Origin of the sequence: Streptomyces millisiae (genome assembly GCF_031845425.1) — a bacterium.
GTDB lineage: Bacteria > Actinomycetota > Actinomycetes > Streptomycetales > Streptomycetaceae > Streptomyces > Streptomyces millisiae.
This window is the reverse complement of the sequence record NZ_JAVREM010000030.1, coordinates 39,973-58,036: the sequence shown is the minus strand read 5'-3', so window position 1 is coordinate 58,036 and position 18,064 is coordinate 39,973. Positions and strand designations below refer to the sequence as shown.

Sequence of the window (18,064 nt, the reverse complement as noted above, 5' to 3'; positions counted from 1 at the left end):
CGGAATGAGCGCGCATGACGCCGTGATCCTCGCGGGTGGCGCCGCCCGGCGGCTCGGTGGGGCCGACAAGCCGGCCGTGCGGGTCGGCGGCCGGACGCTGCTCGACCGGGTGGTCGACGCGTGCGGCGCGGCCCGGCGGGTCGTGGTCGTCGGGCCGCGCCGGCCGAGCCGGGCGCGGGTCGTGTGGACCAGGGAGGAGCCGCCGGGCGGCGGGCCGCTGGCCGCGCTCGCGGCCGGGCTGCGCGCGGTGGAGGCGCCGCTCGTGCTGGTGCTCGCCGCCGACCTGCCGTTCCTCACCCCGGCGGGACTCGCCCGGCTGCTCGACCTGCCGCCGGACGCCGACGTCGTGCTGCCCCGCGACGCCGCCGGGCGCGACCAGCCGCTCTCCGCCGTCTACCGGGCCGAGCCGCTGCGCCGCGAACTCGCCCTGCTGGCGACCGAGTACGGCACCCTCGCGGGGCTGCCGTTGAAACTGCTGCTCCCCGGCCTGCGCGCGCACCGGGTCGCCGCCACCGACGACAACGGTGGCCTGGACTGCGACACCTGGGCCGACATCGTGACCGCCCGCACCAGGATCAGGGACGATATGACCGTGCTGGACGAATGGCTTGCCGCCGTCAAGGCCGACCTCGGCATCGAACTCGACGTGGACATCAAGGCGCTGCTCGACGCCGCCCGCGATGCCGCGCACTCCGTGGCGCGGCCGGCCGCGCCGTTGACCACCTTCCTCATCGGGTACGCCGTCGCCCAGCAGGGCATCGCCCCGGCGGACGCGGCGGCCAGGATCTCCGCGCTCGCGCTGAAGTGGGCCGAGGAGTCCGAGGGCGCGGGCGAACCGGGGGCGGCGACGTGATCGACGACTTCGACGACGCGCTGGCGCTGGCCAACGGGCCGGCCCCGGCCGCCGTCGCGGCGCCGGCCGAGCCGGCCCCCGGGCGCGGGGCCGCCGGGCGCGAGCTGCCCGGCTGGGAGACGGCGCGGGCCATCGCCCACCGGGCGGCCCGCCCGCTGCCGCCGCGCCGGCTGCCGATCGACCTGGCCCTCGGCCACACCCTGGCCGCCCCGCTGACCGCGCTCACCGACCTGCCGGCCTTCGACACCTCGGCCATGGACGGCTGGGCCGTCGCCGGCCCAGGGCCCTGGCGGCTCACCGGCGCCGCCGGCGTGCTCGCCGGCGCGCCCCGGGCCGAGCCGCTCACCGACGGCCAGGCCGTGCCCATCGCCACCGGCGCCCGGATCCCGTCCGGCGCCACCGCCGTGCTGCGCAGCGAGCACGGCACCGTCGCCCGCGGCCAGCTCAGCGGCCCCAACCCCGAGCCGGGCGCCGACGTGCGGCCGCGCGGCCAGGAGTGCCGCACCGGCACCGAGCTGCTGCCGGCCCGGACCACGCTCACCCCCGCCGCGCTCGGGCTGGCCGCCGCCGCCGGCTACGACCAGCTCGCCGTCCGGCCCCGGCCCCGCGCCGAGGTGCTGGTGCTCGGCGACGAACTGCTGTTCCGCGGCCTCCCGCACGACGGCCGGATCCGTGACGCGCTCGGCCCCATGACCGGCCCCTGGCTGACCGCGCTCGGCGCCCACACCCTCGTCACCCGGCGGCTCGGCGACGACGCCGAGGCGCTGCACGAGGCGATCTCCACCAGCCGCGCCGACGTGATCGTCACCACCGGGTCGACCGCCGCGGGGCCCGTCGACCACCTGCGCGCCGTGCTGCGGAGGCTGGACGCGCAGCTGCTGGTCAGCGGCGTGGCGGTGCGCCCTGGGCATCCGATGCTGCTGGCCGAGCTGCCCGGCGGGGTGCCGCTGGTCGGCCTGCCGGGCAATCCGCTGGCCGCCGTCTCGGCGCTGCTGACGCTCGCCGCGCCGCTGCTGTGCGCGCTCGCCGACCGGCCGGCGCCCGAGGAGGCGTGGGCCGAGCTGACCGACGCGGTGCGCGGCCACCCCACGGACACCCGTCTCGTGCCGGTGCGCCGCCCGGCGCCGGAGGAGGCGCGGCCGCTGAGCTACGCTGGCCCCGCCATGCTGCGTGGCATCGCCGCCGCGTCAGCCCTGGCGGTCATCCCACCGGGTGGTGCCGAGGCGCACACCAGGGTCCGCCTCCTCGACCTTCCGCACGCCTGACCGCGAAGCGGAAGAAGCCGAAGCCGCCGAAGCCGAAGCCGAAGCAGAAGAAGCAGACGAGTTCCGACTCCATGAAACTCAAGAGCGCCCGCCCCTCGTCCTCCCTGGACGACCTGTCGCACGGCGTCCAGCTCCCCCGCTACGTCGCCGGGCCGCTCGTGCAGGTGCTGCGCCGGCTGCTGATGGCGCTGGGGGTGATGGCGCTGGCGGTGGTCATCGTCTACGTGGACCGCCACGGCTACAAGGACAACGTCGCGGGCGGCCCGGTCGGGTTCATCGACACCCTCTACTACGTGACGGTGTCGCTCTCCACCACGGGCTACGGCGACGTCGTCCCGGTCACGGACACCGCCCGCCTGCTGACCACGTTCCTGATCACCCCGCTCCGGGTGCTGTTCCTGATCATCCTGGTGGGGACGACACTGGAGGTGCTGACCGAGCGCACCCGCGAGCAGTGGCGGTTGGCGTACTGGAGGAAGCACATGCGAGACCACACCGTCATCGTCGGCTTCGGCACCAAGGGCAGGTCGGCCGCCGAGACGCTGATGAGCGCCGGCCTGCCGCAGGACCGGATAGTGGTCGTCGACCCCAACCCGGCGGTCGTCGAGCAGGCCGGCGCCGACGGCTACGCCGGGGTCATCGGGGACGCCACCCGCAGCAGCGTGCTGACCCGGGCCATGGCGGACCGGGCCAAGCAGGTGGTGATCTCGACGCAGCGCGACGACACGGCGGTGCTGGTGGCGTTGACGGTGCGGCAGCTGAGCAAGAAGGTGCGGATCGTGGTCTCGGTGCGGGAGGCCGAGAACGTGCCGCTGCTGCGGCAGTCCGGCGCCGACGCGGTGATCACCAGCGCCAGCGCGGTGGGCCGGATGCTGGGGCTCTCCATGATCAGCCCGAGCTCGGGCGCGGTGCTGGAGGACCTGGTGCAGCACAGCAAGGGCCTGAGCCTGCGGGAGCGCCCGGTGACCAAGGCGGAGGCCGGGAAGTCGCCGCGCGAGTGCGAGGACCTGGTGGTCTCCGTGATACGCGGGCACCGGCTGCTCGGCTACGACGACCCGGAGGCGGCGACGCTGCAGCTGACCGACCGGCTCGTGGTGATCCGCCGGGTGAGCAAGGCGGAGGAGAAGGCCGCCGCGGCCCACCGCAAGGAGCGCGGCCCCGGCTCCTGGCGCATCCCCGGCCGGTAGGGCCGCGTGAGCGCGGAGCTGGCCCGGCTGGCCGGCGAGGGTCCTGGCGCGGCGCCGGTGCGGCTCGCGCCCCGGTCGGACGCGACGCTGCTGCGGGTGGGCGCGGCCGTCGTCAAGGCGCACGCGCCGGACACCGACGCGGCGGTGCTCGCGGCGCGGCTGCGGGTGGCCGCGCACCCGGCGCTGGCCGGGATACTGCTGCCGCCGCTGCCGCCGGCCGAGGTGCGGGCGCTGCCCGGCGGCCGGTTCGCGACGGTGTGGCCGTACGGGGTGCCGATCGATCCCGGCGCCGACGAGCTGCCGTGGGAGGCGGCCGGCGCGCTGCTCGCCCTGCTGCACGCCGTCGACCCGGCGGCGCTCGGTCCCGGGCCGTTGCCGGCGGCCGGCGGCCCGGCGCGGGCCGCCGACGCGGTGGCGCGGCTGGCGGCGGCGCCGGGCGCGGCGACGGCGGCCGAGCGGCGGCTGGTGGAGCGGGTGCTGACGGGGGCTCGGACGGACGGGGCGCGCCGGGCGCTGTGTCACGGGGACTTCCACTTCGGCCAGTTGGTGTCCGACCCGGCGGGCGGCGGCGGGCTGCTGCTGATCGACGTGGACGACCTCGGCGTCGGCGACCCGGCCTGGGACCTGGCGCGGCCGGCGGCCTGGTACGCGGCCGGGCTCGTGGACGAGGCCGACTGGCGGCGCTTCCTCGCCGGCTATGGCGTGGCCGAGCCCTGGCCGGACTGGCTCGACGGGCCGGCCCGCGCGCTCACCGCCCAACTCGCCGCCCGCGCGCTGCTGGCCGGCCGGCCGCTGCGGGAGGAGGGGGCGGCCTTCGTCGACGCCTGCCGCCGGATCGACGCCCTGACGTAGGGTGGCGACGACGTCCAGTGGTCTGTTGAGCCGATGGAGCCGAAGATGCAGTGTCCCAAGTGCCGTGCCCCGATGCACACGTTCAACCGCAGTGGGGTCCAGATCGAGCAGTGCAGCGGATGCCGGGGGATCTTCCTCGACTACGGCGAGCTGGAGCACATCACGCAGCTCGAGTCGCAGTACACGCAGGCCGCTCCGCCGCCCCCGCCGGCGCCCGCCCCGCCGCAGCCGCACTACCAGCAGCCGGCCGCGCCCGCCGCGCCCTGGGGCGTCCCGCAGCACGGCGGCCACTACGGGCACCACGGCCACCACCGCCGCAAGGGCGGCCTCTCCGGGCTCTTCTTCTCCTCCTGACCCGACTCCGACCCGCCCCTGACCCGACCATCCCGCTCCCTGCTCATCCGGCGGGCGTGCCGGTAGCGTCACGCCCATGCATGCGATCACGATTGCCGCGCCCGGGGGTCCCGAGGCGCTGGTGTGGACGGAAGTGCCGGACGCCGAGCCGCGTGCCGGCGAGGTCCTGATCGAGGTGGCGGCGGCCGGCGTCAACCGCGCCGACGTGCTCCAGCGGCAGGGGTTCTACGACCCGCCCCCCGGCTCCTCGCCCTACCCGGGCCTGGAGTGCGCGGGGCGGGTCGTCGCCGTCGGGGACGGGGTCGCCGACTGGCGGGTCGGCGACGAGGTGTGCGCGCTGCTGACCGGCGGCGGCTACGCGGAGCTGGTCGCGGTGCCGGCCGGGCAACTGCTGCCGGTCCCGGCCGGGATGGACCTGGCCACGGCCGCCTCGCTGCCCGAGGTGGTGTGCACGGTCTGGGCCAACGTGTTCATGGCCGCCGGGCTGCGCCCCGGCGAGACGCTGCTCGCGCACGGCGGCGGCAGCGGCATCGGCACCATGGCGATCCAGCTCGGCCGGGCGGCCGGGGCGCGGGTCGCGGTGACGGCCGGCAGCGACGAGAAGCTGGCGCGCTGCGCGGAGTTGGGGGCCGAGGTGCTGATCAACTACCGCGAGCAGGACTTCGTGGCCGAGCTGTCCGTCGCCACGGAGGGGCACGGCGCGGACGTGATCCTCGACATCGTGGGCGCCAAGTACCTGGCCAGGAACATCGACGCGCTCGCGACCGGCGGGCGGCTGGCGATCATCGGGCTGCAGGGCGGCGTCAAGGCCGAGGTGAACCTGGCGCGGCTGATGGCGAAGCGGGGCTCGGTGACGGCGACCTCGCTGCGGGCCAGGCCGGTGGCCGAGAAGGCGGCCGTGGTGGCCGAGGTGCGGGAGCACGTCTGGCCGATGTTCGCGGACGGTCGGCTGCGGCCCGTGGTGGACCGGCGGCTGCCGCTGCCGGCCGCGGCCGAGGCGCACCGGGTGCTGGAGGAGAGCGGCCATATCGGGAAGATCGTGCTGACACGCTGAACCACCCTCGTCCCGGATGCGGCTTTTGTGTTGATATGTGACGCTAGTTACATCGTCGATTACATCATCGGACAGAAGCGTGAAGGATCGGGCCTGTGAGGGTGTGGGCGGGTTTCGCAGTGGCCGTGGCGGTCGTCGCGGCTCCCCTTCTCCCCCAGCCGGCCGCCGCGGTGGGCCCCCCGGCGGCGTCGGCGCCTGAGGCGGAGGAGCGGGACGACGGCCGGCGCCCGGCCGAGGCGCCGATCCTGTGGTGGGAGCCGGCGCCCACCACTCCGGGACCCGTCCGCGACGACGGCGACGCCGCCCCCGTCGCGGCCCGCCGCGCGGGCGGCGAGGTGCTTCCCGTCCTCCCCCTCGGGGCCGGCCTCGCCTGCCTCGGCCTGGGCCTCGGCATCCTCGGCTACCGGCTCCGCGAATAGCCACGTTGCCGCGGCACCGCCTTCGCCGCGAACGCCCGGCTCGTCGAGCCGCGCCGTTCCGGCGCCGGCCGGGTGGGCGTTACGCGTTGGCGTCGAGATAGGCGAGGACGGCCAGGACCCGGCGGTGGCCGGGGGCGGTCGTGGGGAGCGAGAGCTTGCTGAAGATGTTGCCGATGTGCTTGTGCACCGCGTTCTCCGTGATCACGAGGTCGGCGGCGATCTCCCCGTTGCCCAGGCCACGTGCCATCAACGTCAGCACCTCCCGCTCGCGGGCGGTGAGGCTGTCGACCGGCCCCCGGGGCGCGCTGGTGAGGAGCTGGGCGACGACCTCCGGATCCATCACGGTGCCGCCGGCCGCCACCCGGGTCAGCGCGTCGACGAACTCGCCGACCCGGCTCACCCGGTCCTTGAGCAGGTAGCCCACCGCCCCCGAGCCGTCCGACAACAGCTCGCGCGCGTAGATCTTCTCCACGTACTGGGACAGCACCAACACCGGAAGCCCGGGACGCTCCCGCCGCAGCTCCAGCGCGGCGCGGACGCCCTCGTCGTGGAAGGTCGGCGGCAGCCGCACGTCGGCTATCACCGCGTCCGGCTCGTGCCGGCCGACGGCCGCCAGCAGCCCGGGGCCGTCCGTGACCACCTCGGCGACCTCGATGTCCCGGGTGGAGAGGATGAGTTCGAGCCCGGCGGAGAGCAGCACGTTGTCCTCGGCGATCACGACCCGCACGGCAGCTCCACGGTGATCTCGGTCGGGCCGCCCGCCGGACTGGTGACCAGCACCGAGCCGTCGAGCGCCGCCGCCCGCCGCCGGATGCCGACCACGCCGGTGCCGCGCGCCTCGTCGACGCCGCCGACGCCGTCGTCCGTGACCTCGACGAGCAGCCGGTCGTCGGACCTGGTCAGCCGCACCCGGGCGTGGTCCGCGCCGCTGTGCTTGGCCGCGTTGGTCAGGGACTCGGTCACGATGAAGTACGCGGCGGCCGACACCGCCGGCGGCAGCTCGCCGAGCTCCGCGCAGTCCACCTCGACCGGGACGGCGGACCGCGCCGCCACGGCGGCGATCGCGCCCTCCAGACCCCGGTCGGCCAGGATCGGCGGGTAGATGGTGCGGATCACGTCCCGCAGCTCGGTCATCGCCTCCTCGGCGCCCTCGTGCGCCTCCTTCAACAGCGTGGCCAACCGGCCGTCGTCCTCCGGCAGCTGCTCCCTGGCCACCCCGAGACGCATCGCGATGGCCACGAGCCTGGCCTGCGCCCCGTCGTGCAGGTCCCGCTCGATGCGGCGCAGTTCGGCGCCGTGCGCGTCGAGCACCCCGGCCCGCGACTCGGTCAGCTCGCCGACCCGCTCGGCCAGCCGCTCCTCGGCCGACGGCTCCAACCCGGCCAGGCAGACGCCGGCGTGCCAGCGGGCGAGCCGCGGCAGCAGCCACCAGGTGAGCGCGGCGCCGACCAGCGACTGGCCGAGGTCCAGGGGTATGGAGGCCAGGCCCACGTACCCGAAGGACGACTCCAGGTCGAACACCGGCCGGATCGGCGCCATGATCACGCCGCCCACCGCCATGCCGAGGAAGAGCACCGCGGCGAGGCCGGCCAGCAGCCCGGTGCCGATCGCGGTCGGCAACCAGCGCAGGAGCCGCCGGGTCTCGGGGGAGCGCATCGCGTGCCGCCAGGCGGCGGCGAAGCCGCGGGGCGGCGCGGCCCGACGGTCGGCGGACGCCGGCGCGTCGACCGGGGCGCCGAGCAGCCCGGCGGCCCGGCGGCGGTGCCAGTCGGCCGACTCCCCGAGGGGCCTGAGCACCCACGGGAGACCCGAGGTCAGCACCCCGACCACGAAGAGCGGGAGCACGGTGAGCAAGGCCATCGCCGCCGGCAGGGTGCCCAGCAGATAGCCGGCCCCTCGCCTCACCTCGGTCCATCGATCCTGCCGTTCACGCATGGGAAGCAGTCTGGGCCATCCGCGGCGGCGAGCGCACTACAGCAGGGTCTACCGTTCCCGCTCACCCTGACTCGACCCCGAGACGACCCCGACTCGCCTTGCGCCCCGGGCGACATACTCGGTATACATACGCGGTATGTCCATTCGCTACGGCCTACTCGCCCTCCTTGAGTCCGGCCCTCGGTACGGCTCCCAGCTCCGCACCGACTTCGAGTCCCGCACCGGAGCCACCTGGCCCCTCAACATCGGGCAGGTCTACACGACGCTCCAGCGCCTGGAACGCGACGGCCTGATCACGCCCGAGGGCGGCGGCGACGCCAAGCAGCAGCTCTACGCCATCACGGAGCCGGGACGCCGCGAGCTCGCCGAATGGTTCTCGCGGCCCGTCGACCGCACCCAGCCCGCCAGGGACGAGCTCGCCATCAAGCTCGCCATGGCCGTGGGCACGCCCGGCGTCGACGTCGCCGAGATCATCCAGGCCCAGCGGCGCCACACCCTCCAGGCCATGCAGGGCTACACCCGCCTCAAGGCCCGCGCCCTGGCCGCCGGGCCCGACACCAGCGACGAGATGGCCTGGCTGCTCGTCCTCGACCAGCTCATCTTCTTCGCCGAGGCGGAGAACCGCTGGCTCGACCACTGCGAGTCACGCCTCGTCCGGTTCGCCCGGGACCGTCGCGACCGCCCCGTCTCGGCGCCCAGCGCCCCGCCCGCCGACGAGCCCGACACGCCCGACCCCGCGGCGACGGCGGGCCGCCGGCCCGGAGCCCGGCCGTGACCGGCGCGGCCCCGGACCTCGCCGGCCGCCAGGCCGACATACGCATCCAGCCCGAGGGGGGAACCTCGACATGACCGACACACCCAGGCCCGAGACCGGCTCCGCCGTGCTCGAACTGCGCCAGCTCGCCCGCGTGCACGGCAGCGGCGTCGCCGCCGTCCACGCCCTGCGCGGCATCGACCTCGCCGTCAGGGCCGGCGAGTTCGTCGCCGTGATGGGCCCCTCGGGGTCCGGCAAGTCCACGCTGCTCACCCTCGCCGGCGGCCTCGACACCGCCACCGGCGGGCAGGTGCTGGTCGAGGGCCAGGACCTCGGCGCCCTCAGCCGGGGCCAGCTCGCCAAGGTCCGCCGCACCCACATCGGGTACGTCTTCCAGGACTACAACCTCATCCCGGCCCTCACCGCCGCCGAGAACATCGCCCTGCCGCGCGAACTCGACGGCACCTCCTCCCGCGCCGCCCGCCGCGAGGCGCTCGCCGCGCTGGAGGAGATCGGCCTGCCCGAGGTCGCCGAGCGCTTCCCCGACGAGATGTCCGGCGGCCAGCAGCAGCGCGTCGCCATCGCCCGCGCCCTGGTCGGCGACCGCCGCCTCGTCCTCGCCGACGAGCCCACCGGCGCCCTCGACTCCGAGACCGGCGAGGCCGTCCTCGCCCTGCTGCGCCGCCGCTGCGACGAGGGCGCCGCCGTCGTCCTCGTCACCCACGAGTCCCGCTACGCCGCCTGGGCCGACCGGCTGGTCTTCCTGCGCGACGGCCGGATCGTCGACGAGTCGGCCGCCGGCACCGCCGAGTCCCTGCTCACCAGCGAGGCGACCAGGTGAGGCGTCTCAGCACCTGGCGGCTCGCGCTGCGCATCGCGCGCCGCGACGCCCGCCGCGCCAAGGGCCGCAGCGCCCTGGTGATCGCCATGATCGCGCTGCCCATCCTCGCGGTGTCGGCCGCCGACCTGACCTTCCGCACCGCCCAGCTCTCCCCCGCCGAGAACCTGACCCGTGAACTCGGCGCGGCCGACGCCCGCTACGAGATCGCCACCCAGGGCTCGCCCGTCCGCCAGAACCCCGAGGGCGACTACGTCGAGTACGACGAGAACGCCGACGACGCGGTCTGGGAGGACGACCCCAGGTCGGACGACGAGGTGCTCGCGCAGGTCCAGGAGGCGCTGCCGGACGGCGCCAGCCTGCTCTCCGACACCACCGCCTACGTCACCTCCTCCACCAGCACCGGACTCACCAACGTCGAACTCCGCGAGATCGACGCCGCCAACCCGCTCACCGAGGGCATGCTCACCCTGCTGCGCGGCGAGTTCCCCAGCGAGCCGGGCGAGGTCGCCGCCACCCAGGCGTTCCTCGACACCTCGGGGCTGCGGGTCGGCTCCGAGATCACCCTCGGCGGCATCGACGAGCCCTACCGGGTCACCGGCGCGTACGAGCTGCCGAGCGGCCTCGACACCGATCAGCTGATCGCGCTCCCCGGCGCCGTCCTGCCTCATGTGCAGCAGGACAACGACTGGGGCACGGGCACCGACACCTTCCTGGTCGACGTCCCCGAGGGCGTCGTCGACTGGCCGGCCGTGCTGCGCGCCAACGAGCTGGGCATGACCGTCGTCTCACGCGACGTCACGCTCAACCCGCCCCCGGCCGACCAGGTGCTGGTGGCCGACGACTTCGGCGACTCGTCGATCGGCGCCGAGGCCATGGCGACCATCGGCACCGTCGTCTCGCTGATCATCCTGGAGATCTGCCTGCTCGCCGGCCCCGCCTTCGCCGTGGGCGCCCGCCGCGCCCGCCGCCAGCTCGGCCTGGTCGGCGCCAACGGCGGCGACCGCAAGCAGCTGCGCGCCATCATGCTCGCCAGCGGCGTGGTGCTCGGCGCCGGCGCGGCCGTCGCCGGCACCGTGGGCGGCATCCTGCTGACCCTCGTCGGCCGCCCGCTGCTGGAGGACTTCGGCGGCGCCCGCTTCGGCTCCTGGGACTTCAGGCTGCTGGAGATCGGCGCGATCGCCCTGCTCGCCGTCGTCACCGGACTGCTCGCCGCCGTCGTCCCGGCCGTCAACGCGGCCCGCACCGACGTGCTGGAGTCCCTCACCGGCCGCCGCGGGGTGCGCCGCGCCAGCCGCGCGCTGCCCACCATCGGCTTCATCGCGCTGCTCGGCGGCGCCGCGATCGCCATCCTCGGCGCCATGACCTCCTCCGGCGTCAACACGGTCGCGGTCGGCTCGATCATCGCCGAACTCGGCGTCGTCGCCCTGACCCCGTTGCTGGTCGGCGTCTTCGGCCGACTGGCCAGGCGGCTGCCGCTGTCCGGCCGGCTCGCGCTGCGCGACGCCGCCCGCAACCGTGGCCGCACCGCCCCCGCCGTCGCCGCCATCATGGCCGCCACGGCCGGCGCGGTCGCCGTGGCCACCGTCGCGGTCAGCGACCAGGCGCGGCAGCGCGCCGAGTACCAGCCGTGGATGCCCACCGGCACCGTCGCGATCTCCACCTACTCGCCGAGCGAGCAGGCGCTGCTCGCCCCGGCCAGGCAGGTGGTCGAGTCCGAGATGCCGACCACCACCCGGGCCGACGTCCACCGGGTGCTCGCCAAGGCCGACTGCGACGAGTCCGTCGACGACTGCGGCCTGGTCCAGCCGAGGGTGCCCGAGGAGAACGCGTGCCCGCTCTGGGGCCCGGAGGGCGAGAACCTGGACGCGGCGGACCGCCGTGAGCTGGTGACCGACGAGCGGTGCGCCTCCTCCGACGGCAGCATGATGGGCACCAACGGCCTCGTGGTCGCGGGCCCCGAACTGCTCGACGTCCTCGGCATCGACGACGACGGCGCGCGGGACGCGCTGGAACGCGGCGACGTCGTGGTCTTCGCCGGCCGCTACCTCGACGCCGACGATCAGGTGACCATCGACAGGTACGCCACCTATCCGGAGGAATGGGAGGAGAGTGGCGGGCCCATCACCCCGCCGGACGACTCGACCACGTTGCCGGGCCACCCGGTCGACGCCGAGAGCTACGGCATCGAGCTGCTGGTCTCCCCGGCGGCCGCCGAGGCCGCGGGCCTGGTCACCGTCGAGGAGGGCAGCTACTACGCCACCGACCGGGTGCCCACCGAGGCCGAGCAGCAGGCCGTCAACGGCGACCTCGAAGAGCTGGCCAACCGCAACGGCGTCGTCGAGGCGCCGTGGACGGTCGTGGAGGACGGCTTCGACGGCGACACCTCGATGGAGCTGATCATCCTCTCGCTGGCCGCCGCCATCCTCGCGCTGGGCGCCGCCGGCATCGCCACCGGCCTGGCACAGGCCGACTCCGAGGCCGACCTGGCCACCCTCGCCGCGGTCGGCGCCACCCCGCGCGTCCGGCGTACCCTCTCCGGACTCCAGTGCGGTCTCATCGCCGCCATGGGGGTGCTGCTCGGCGCGCTGTCCGGCATCATCCCGGCCATCGCGCTGCGGCTCGCCGACCACCGGTCCAATCTCCAGGGCTGGGAGAGAGCGTGGGACGACGGCTGGGACCCGGGCGTCAGGCCGGAGCTGTTCATCGAGCTGCCGTGGACCACCTTCGGCCAGCTGATCGTCGTGGTGCCGCTCGTCGCCTGTCTGGTGGCCACCCTGCTGACGCGCTCCCGCATCACCCTCGCGCGGCGCGCGGGGTGACCGGCGTTGCATGATGGGGGTATGACTCAGCCGAGGAACGAACCGCCCCAGGAGAACGCCCAGATCCTGGTCGTCGGACCCGACGGGATGGCGCTCAGCAGCCCCGCGCCCAAGCGCAACGGCGACGACGGCGACGAGGGCCGCTCGGAGATCCCCGTGACCGAGATGGTGGAGCAGCCGGCGAAGGTCATGCGGATCGGCAGCATGATCAAGCAGCTGCTCGAGGAGGTGAAGGCGGCCCCGCTCGACGAGGCCAGCCGGGTCCGCCTCAAGGAGATCCACGCCAGCTCGGTCAAGGAACTGGAGGAGGGCCTCGCCCCTGAGCTCGTCGACGAGCTGGAGCGGCTCTCCCTTCCGTTCACCGACGACGGCGTGCCGACCGAGGCGGAGCTGCGGATCGCCCAGGCGCAGCTGGTGGGCTGGCTCGAGGGCCTGTTCCACGGCATCCAGACGGCGCTCTTCGCCCAGCAGATGGCGGCCAGGGCGCAGCTGGAGCAGATGCGGCGGGCGCTGCCGCCCGGCGCGTTCGGCGACGAGCAGGAGCAGGGGCCCGACGCCCACGGCGGGGCGCGCTCCGGCCCCTATCTGTGACTGAACGCGACGACCCGCGACCGGCGGTGCCGGCCGAGGCCCCAGGGCCCGGCCGGCACCGCCGGTCTTCTCGTGGCCGCGTCTAACTCCAGGTGATCAGCCGCCGCGGGTGCTCCAGCACGGCCGCCACGTCCGCCAGCACCCGGGAGCCCAGCTCGCCGTCCACCAGCCGGTGGTCGAACGAGAGCGCCAGGGTGGTGACGTGCCGCGGCTTCACCTTCCCCTTGTGCACCCAGGGCTGCTGCCTGATGGCGCCGAACGCCAGGATCGCGGACTCGCCCGGGTTGAGGATCGGCGTCCCGGTGTCGATGCCGAACACGCCGATGTTGGTGATGGTGACCGTGCCGCCCCGCATGTCGCCCGGCGCGGTCCTGCCGTCCCTGGCCGTGTTCACCAGCAGGCTCAGCGCGCTGGCCAGCTCGGGCAGCGTCTTGGCGCCGGCGTCCTTGATGTTCGGGACGATCAGGCCACGGGGCGTCGCCGCCGCGATGCCCAGGTTCACGTACTCCTTGTAGACGATCTCCTGGCGGTCCTCGTCCCAGGCGGCGTTGATCTCCGGGTTGCGGCGGATCGCCACCAGCAGCGCCTTGGCGACCAGCAGCAGCGCGTTCACCCGCAGCCCGGCCATGTCCGGGTCCTGCCGCAGCCGCTCCACCAGACGCACGGTCCTGGTGACGTCGATCGTCACGAACTCGGTGACGTGCGGGGCGGTGAAGGCGCTGCCGACCATGGCCTGCGCGGTCGCCTTCCGCACCCCCTTGATCGGCACCCGCCGCTCCCTGATCTCCGCCAGCGACTGCGGCACGACGTCGGCCGCGGCCGCCTCGGCGGCGGCCTCGGCCTCGGCGGCGGTCGGCGCCGGCCTGGGGGCGACGGCCGCGTGGACGTCCTCCCTGGTCACGACGCCGTTCGGGCCACTGGGGATGACGGTGGCCAGGTCCACGCCCAGATCCTTCGCCAGCTTCCGCACCGGCGGCTTGGCCAACGGACGGCCGTCCCTGGGCGGGGCGACGGCCACGCGGTCGCCCTCGACGCCCTGCGGCAGGGCGGGCCCGCCATAGCCCCCGGCGGCGTCATGCCCGCCGGGCAGGTGCGCGGGCTCCCACCCGTTGGACCTGCCGGCCGGCGCCGGTCCTTGGTCGGCGGGCGCCGGGCCCCGCTGCCCGCCACCGGCCGGTCCGCCTGGCTGCTGGGCCGGGGCGGCCTGCCCGGCGGCGCGGCCGCGGTTCGCCTCGCCGCCGGCAGGCGCCCGGCGGGGGCGCCGCTTCGGCGTGGCGGTGGAGACGCCGTAGCCGACCAGCACCGGCTCCCGGCCTCCGCCGCCCTCGCCGCCTTCGGCGGCTGTGGCGGCGGACGGCTCCTGCTCAGGTGCGGGCTCCGCCGCCGAGGGGTCCGTGTCCACGGTGATGATCGGCGTTCCGACGTCGACCGTCCGCCCCTCGGGGAAGTGCACCTCCCTGACCACGCCGTCGTAGGGGATCGGCAGCTCGACCGCCGCCTTGGCGGTCTCCACCTCCACCACCACCTGGCCGTCGCTCACCGTGTCACCCGGCTGGACGAGCCACTTCAGGATCTCGGCCTCCGTGAGCCCCTCGCCCACGTCCGGCATCCGGAACTCTCGGAACCGCTGTGCCGCAGACATCGTCACGACTCTCCTCAGCCTCTCGCCTCAGTACGCCAAGGCGCGGTCGACGCTGTCCAGCACCCGGTCGAGCCCAGGAAGGTACTCCTCCTCGAGCCGTGCCGGCGGATACGGCGCGTGGAACCCGCCGACCCGCAGCACGGGGGCCTCCAGATGATAGAAACACCGCTCCGTGATCCGGGCGGCCACCTCGGCCCCGGAACCGAAGAAGACCGGCGCCTCGTGCGCCACCACCAGCCGGCCGGTCCGCTCCACCGACCGCTGGATCGTGTCGAAGTCGATCGGCGAGACCGACCGCATGTCCACGACCTCGATCGACGTGCCGTCCTCGGCCGCCGCCTCGGCCGCCGCGAGCGCCGTCCGCACGGTCGGCCCGTAGGCCGCGATCGTCAGGTCGGTGCCGTCCCGCACCACCTTCGCCGCGTGCAGCGGCCCGGGGATGCCGGTCGGGTCGACCTCGCCCTTCTCCCAGTAACGCGACTTGGGTTCGAAGAAGACGACCGGGTCGTCGCACTCGATCGCCTGCTGCAGCATCCAGTACGCGTCGGACGGGTTCGCGGGCGTCACGATCTTCAAGCCGGCGACGTGCGCGAACAGCGCCTCGGGCGACTCGCTGTGGTGCTCCACCGCGCCGATGCCGCCGCCGTAGGGGATGCGGATGACCACCGGCAGCTTCACCTTCCCCAGCGACCTGGCGTGCATCTTCGCCAGCTGGGTGACGATCTGGTCGTACGCGGGGAAGACGAAGCCGTCGAACTGGATCTCCGCCACCGGCCGGTACCCGCGCAGCGCCAGACCGATCGCGGTACCGATGATGCCGGACTCGGCCAGCGGCGTGTCGATGACCCGGTCCTCGCCGAAGTCCTTCTGCAGCCCGTCCGTGATGCGGAAGACGCCGCCCAGCTTGCCGACGTCCTCGCCCATCACCACGACCTTGGGGTCGGCCTCCAGCGCCTTGCGGAGCGAGGAGTTGAGCGCCTTGGCGATCGCCATCTTCTCGGCGGCCATGTCAGTTCCCCCCGTGCTGCTGGTGCTCGTGGTCGGTGAAGGAGGCGAGGTAGTCGGCGAACTGGGCGCGCTCCTCGTCCACCAGCGGATGCCCGTCCGCGTACACGTTCTCGAAGACGGCCATGGCGTCCGGGTCCGGCATGGTCCTGATGGCCTCCCTGACCCGCCTGGCCAGCGCGTCGCTCTCCTCGTCGAGCGCGGCGAAGAACGCGTCGTCCGCCGCGCCCTCCCGCTCCAGGAGCCGGCGCAGCCGCAGGATCGGGTCCTTGGCCTCCCACGCCTCCAGGTCCTCCTTGCGGCGGTACCTGGTCGGGTCGTCCGAGGTGGTGTGCGCGCCCATCCGGTAGGTGAAGGCCTCCACCAGGATCGGGCCCTGCCCGGTGCGCACGTGCTCGGCGGCGGCGCGGGTCACGGCCAGGACCGCCAGCACGTCGTTGCCGTCCACGCGGACGCCGGGGAAGCCGTAGCCGGCGGCGCGCTGGTAGAGCGGCACGCGGGTCTGCCGCTCGATGGGCTCGGAGATGGCCCACTGGTTGTTCTGGCAGAAGAAGACGACCGGCGCCTGGTAGACGGCGGCGAAGGTGAACGCCTCGGCCACGTCGCCCTGGCTGGACGCGCCGTCGCCGAAGTAGGCGAGCACGGCGCTGTCCGAGCCGTCCATCCGCACGCCCATCGCGTAGCCGGTGGCGTGCAGGGCCTGGGAGCCGATGACGATGGTGTAGAGGTGGAAGTTGTTGCTGTTGGGGTCCCAGCCGCCGTGGTTGACGCCGCGGAACATGCCGAGCAGCAGGGTCGGGTCGACGCCGCGGCACCAGGCGACGCCGTGCTCGCGGTAGGTCGGGAAGACGTAGTCGTCGGGGCGCAGGGCGCGGCCCGAGCCGATCTGCGCGGCCTCCTGGCCGAGCAGCGACGGCCAGAGACCCAGCTCGCCCTGGCGCTGGAGGGCGGTGGCCTCAGCGTCGAAGCGGCGGGTGAGGACCATGTCGCGGTACAGGCCGCGGATCTCCTCGTGGGTGATGTCGAGGGAGTAGTCGGGGTGCTCGACGCGCTCGCCCTCGGGCGTCAGCAACTGCACCATCGCGGGCTCCGCCGGCCGGCTCGCGGCCGCCTTGCCGCCCGGGCCGCTCCGCTTCGCCGTGGCCTTCTTCGCCGTGCTCTTCCTGGCCGGGGACTTCTTCGTCGTGCTCTTCCGCGCCGCGGCACGGCGTGGGGTCCCGCCCGCCTCGGTGCTGCTCTCCACAGTCACTCGTGTCCTCCGTCGGTCCGGCCCCCGGGGTCCGCCGGGCGGCCAGTGCGGTCCGCCCGGTCCCGTACGGCGCACGGGGGTGGGTGCGGCCTGGACGGAACCGAGCGGTTCTTTGTCCCGATCGCGTCCCGTTCGACGGCCCAATAAGAGCACGGTATCCGTTGGGATCACAAGCTGTGAAAAGACCCCTGACCTGCGGATTTACCTGGAAATCCAAGTACTTGTATGGGTTGTGGAACGAGACGGCATCAAGCCTGGCAGGGCTTGGGGACAGGTGCACGTTAACCCGGGCAACCGGGTCGCGTGAAGAGCGGTGCACGCGCCGTTGTGTGACACTTGCGGTGTGTCCGAGGGCGGAAAAATCAGCGTATTTCTCCTCGATGACCACGAGGTGGTGCGCCGGGGCGTGCACGAGTTGCTCGCCGTCGAGCCGGACATCGAGGTGGTGGGCGAGGCGGGCACGGCGGCCGACGCGCTCAACCGGATCCCGGCCGCGAGGCCCGACGTGGCGGTGCTCGACGTGCGCCTGCCGGACGGCAGCGGCGTCGAGGTGTGCCGGGAGATCCGCTCGCGCGACGAGTCGATCCGGTGCCTGATGTTGACGTCCTACGCGGACGACGAGGCGCTGTTCGACGCCATCATGGCGGGCGCGTCCGGCTACGTCCTGAAGGCCATCCGGGGCAACGAACTACTGGCCGCCGTGCGGGACGTGGCGGCCGGCAAGTCCCTCCTCGACCCGGAGGCGACGCGCCGCGTCCTCGACCGGCTGCGCGGCGGCGGCACGGGCGCGACCCGCGAGGACGACGAGCGGCTGGCCCGGCTCACGGACCAGGAACGCCGCATCCTCGACCTGATCGGCGACGGCCTCACCAACCGGGCGATCGGCGAGGAGATGCACCTCGCCGAGAAGACGATCAAGAACTACGTGAGCAGCGTGCTGGCCAAACTCGGCATGTCCCGCCGCGCCCAGGCCGCGGCCTACGTCGCCCGCCGCCAGGCCGAACGCCCCGCCGACCACTAGCAGCCGCCGCAGCCGCGCCCACCCGCCCTGGCGGGTGGCCAGCGCGGCCGACGCGGCCGCCCCCTCCCCCGCGCGAAGCGCGGAAAGGACGGACGGGGGGAAGGCCGCGAGTGGCGCCGACCCAGCGGCGAAGCCGCCGCAGGCCGGGCGAGGCGCCCACCCCGCGCATGGCGCAACCGCGGGGCGCCAGCCCAACGGGAAGCGCGCGGAGCGCGCGAAACGG

Annotated in this window: 17 protein-coding genes; 12 read left to right on the top strand and 5 right to left on the bottom strand. The window is 74.5% G+C overall.

Annotated features, from left to right (window positions below):
• Nucleotides 1–4: 4 nt before the first annotated feature.
• From RNC47_RS21310 to RNC47_RS21280, 7 genes are all read left to right on the top strand, one after another.
• Entirely contained in the window at nucleotides 5–853 is an 849-nt protein-coding gene (locus RNC47_RS21310) for an NTP transferase domain-containing protein (protein WP_311601057.1), read from the top strand.
• Complete coding sequence (locus tag RNC47_RS21305) at nucleotides 850–2,118, top strand: molybdopterin molybdotransferase MoeA (RefSeq protein ID WP_311601056.1); 1,269 nt, start codon at nucleotides 850–852, stop codon at nucleotides 2,116–2,118. Before RNC47_RS21310 ends, RNC47_RS21305 begins: the two co-directional genes overlap by 4 nt.
• Before the next feature lie 71 nt (nucleotides 2,119–2,189).
• A complete protein-coding gene (locus RNC47_RS21300; RefSeq protein ID WP_311601055.1) occupies nucleotides 2,190–3,305 on the top strand; it encodes a potassium channel family protein in 1,116 nt (371 codons plus the stop codon).
• A gap of 6 nt (nucleotides 3,306–3,311) precedes the next feature.
• On the top strand, nucleotides 3,312–4,157 hold the full coding sequence (locus RNC47_RS21295; protein WP_311601054.1) for a phosphotransferase family protein: 846 nt from the start codon (nucleotides 3,312–3,314) through the stop codon (nucleotides 4,155–4,157).
• 45 nt (nucleotides 4,158–4,202) lie between these two features.
• Nucleotides 4,203–4,511 carry a TFIIB-type zinc ribbon-containing protein gene (locus RNC47_RS21290; protein ID WP_311601053.1) on the top strand — a complete coding sequence of 103 codons (309 nt, stop codon included), beginning with the start codon at nucleotides 4,203–4,205 and terminating at the stop codon, nucleotides 4,509–4,511.
• Nucleotides 4,512–4,587: 76 nt separating this feature from the next.
• A complete protein-coding gene (locus RNC47_RS21285) occupies nucleotides 4,588–5,565 on the top strand; it encodes an NAD(P)H-quinone oxidoreductase (protein ID WP_311601052.1) in 978 nt (325 codons plus the stop codon).
• Between the two features lie 119 nt (nucleotides 5,566–5,684).
• A complete protein-coding gene (locus RNC47_RS21280) occupies nucleotides 5,685–5,984 on the top strand; it encodes a hypothetical protein (RefSeq protein ID WP_311601051.1) in 300 nt (99 codons plus the stop codon).
• 79 nt (nucleotides 5,985–6,063) lie between these two features.
• Here the strand turns inward: RNC47_RS21280 and RNC47_RS21275 are convergent, their stop codons facing one another.
• Together RNC47_RS21275 and RNC47_RS21270 are read right to left on the bottom strand one after the other, a co-directional pair.
• Entirely contained in the window at nucleotides 6,064–6,711 is a 648-nt protein-coding gene (locus RNC47_RS21275; protein WP_311601050.1) for a response regulator transcription factor, read from the bottom strand.
• On the bottom strand, nucleotides 6,699–7,919 hold the full coding sequence (locus tag RNC47_RS21270; RefSeq protein WP_311601049.1) for a sensor histidine kinase: 1,221 nt from the start codon (nucleotides 7,917–7,919) through the stop codon (nucleotides 6,699–6,701). Before RNC47_RS21270 ends, RNC47_RS21275 begins: the two co-directional genes overlap by 13 nt.
• 136 nt (nucleotides 7,920–8,055) lie before the next feature.
• On the opposite strand from RNC47_RS21270, the gene RNC47_RS21265 reads away from it, so the two are divergent.
• The 4 genes from RNC47_RS21265 to RNC47_RS21250 all read left to right on the top strand — a co-directional run bounded on the left by RNC47_RS21265 (nucleotide 8,056) and on the right by RNC47_RS21250 (nucleotide 12,924).
• Nucleotides 8,056–8,694, top strand: a complete 639-nt coding sequence (locus RNC47_RS21265; RefSeq protein ID WP_311601048.1) for a PadR family transcriptional regulator — start codon at nucleotides 8,056–8,058, stop codon at nucleotides 8,692–8,694.
• 70 nt (nucleotides 8,695–8,764) lie between these two features.
• On the top strand, nucleotides 8,765–9,514 hold the full coding sequence (locus tag RNC47_RS21260) for an ABC transporter ATP-binding protein (RefSeq protein ID WP_311601047.1): 750 nt from the start codon (nucleotides 8,765–8,767) through the stop codon (nucleotides 9,512–9,514).
• Entirely contained in the window at nucleotides 9,511–12,333 is a 2,823-nt protein-coding gene (locus RNC47_RS21255; protein ID WP_311601046.1) for an ABC transporter permease, read from the top strand. Before RNC47_RS21260 ends, RNC47_RS21255 begins: the two co-directional genes overlap by 4 nt.
• Before the next feature lie 21 nt (nucleotides 12,334–12,354).
• Nucleotides 12,355–12,924 carry a bacterial proteasome activator family protein gene (locus RNC47_RS21250; RefSeq protein ID WP_311601045.1) on the top strand — a complete coding sequence of 190 codons (570 nt, stop codon included), beginning with the start codon at nucleotides 12,355–12,357 and terminating at the stop codon, nucleotides 12,922–12,924.
• Between the two features lie 82 nt (nucleotides 12,925–13,006).
• Here RNC47_RS21250 and RNC47_RS21245 read toward each other — a convergent pair whose 3' ends face one another.
• From RNC47_RS21245 to pdhA, 3 genes are read right to left on the bottom strand one after another with little or no spacing between them, the layout of a single operon-like run.
• The gene (locus tag RNC47_RS21245) at nucleotides 13,007–14,566 is read right to left on the bottom strand and encodes a dihydrolipoamide acetyltransferase family protein (protein WP_311601044.1); all 1,560 of its coding nucleotides are present in this window, start codon (nucleotides 14,564–14,566) and stop codon (nucleotides 13,007–13,009) included.
• A gap of 27 nt (nucleotides 14,567–14,593) precedes the next feature.
• Nucleotides 14,594–15,574, bottom strand: a complete 981-nt coding sequence (locus tag RNC47_RS21240) for an alpha-ketoacid dehydrogenase subunit beta (RefSeq protein WP_311601043.1) — start codon at nucleotides 15,572–15,574, stop codon at nucleotides 14,594–14,596.
• A gap of 1 nt (nucleotide 15,575) precedes the next feature.
• Nucleotides 15,576–16,820: a pyruvate dehydrogenase (acetyl-transferring) E1 component subunit alpha gene (pdhA, locus tag RNC47_RS21235; protein ID WP_394814834.1), complete on the bottom strand. Its 1,245-nt coding sequence runs from the start codon at nucleotides 16,818–16,820 to the stop codon at nucleotides 15,576–15,578.
• A gap of 343 nt (nucleotides 16,821–17,163) precedes the next feature.
• Between pdhA and RNC47_RS21230 the strand changes: the two genes are divergently transcribed.
• Complete coding sequence (locus RNC47_RS21230) at nucleotides 17,164–17,841, top strand: response regulator transcription factor (RefSeq protein ID WP_311601042.1); 678 nt, start codon at nucleotides 17,164–17,166, stop codon at nucleotides 17,839–17,841.
• The last annotated feature ends 223 nt before the right edge of the window (nucleotides 17,842–18,064 follow it).

Coding starts and splice junctions, on each gene's coding strand:
- RNC47_RS21310 (WP_311601057.1), top strand. CDS start 5: ATGAGCGCGCATGACGCCGTGATCCTCGCGGGTGGCGCCGCCCGGCGG.
- RNC47_RS21300 (WP_311601055.1), top strand. CDS start 2,190: ATGAAACTCAAGAGCGCCCGCCCCTCGTCCTCCCTGGACGACCTGTCG.
- RNC47_RS21290 (WP_311601053.1), top strand. CDS start 4,203: ATGCAGTGTCCCAAGTGCCGTGCCCCGATGCACACGTTCAACCGCAGT.
- RNC47_RS21285 (WP_311601052.1), top strand. CDS start 4,588: ATGCATGCGATCACGATTGCCGCGCCCGGGGGTCCCGAGGCGCTGGTG.
- RNC47_RS21270 (WP_311601049.1), bottom strand. CDS start 7,919: ATGCGTGAACGGCAGGATCGATGGACCGAGGTGAGGCGAGGGGCCGGC.
- RNC47_RS21265 (WP_311601048.1), top strand. CDS start 8,056: ATGTCCATTCGCTACGGCCTACTCGCCCTCCTTGAGTCCGGCCCTCGG.
- RNC47_RS21260 (WP_311601047.1), top strand. CDS start 8,765: ATGACCGACACACCCAGGCCCGAGACCGGCTCCGCCGTGCTCGAACTG.
- RNC47_RS21250 (WP_311601045.1), top strand. CDS start 12,355: ATGACTCAGCCGAGGAACGAACCGCCCCAGGAGAACGCCCAGATCCTG.
- RNC47_RS21245 (WP_311601044.1), bottom strand. CDS start 14,566: ATGTCTGCGGCACAGCGGTTCCGAGAGTTCCGGATGCCGGACGTGGGC.
- RNC47_RS21240 (WP_311601043.1), bottom strand. CDS start 15,574: ATGGCCGCCGAGAAGATGGCGATCGCCAAGGCGCTCAACTCCTCGCTC.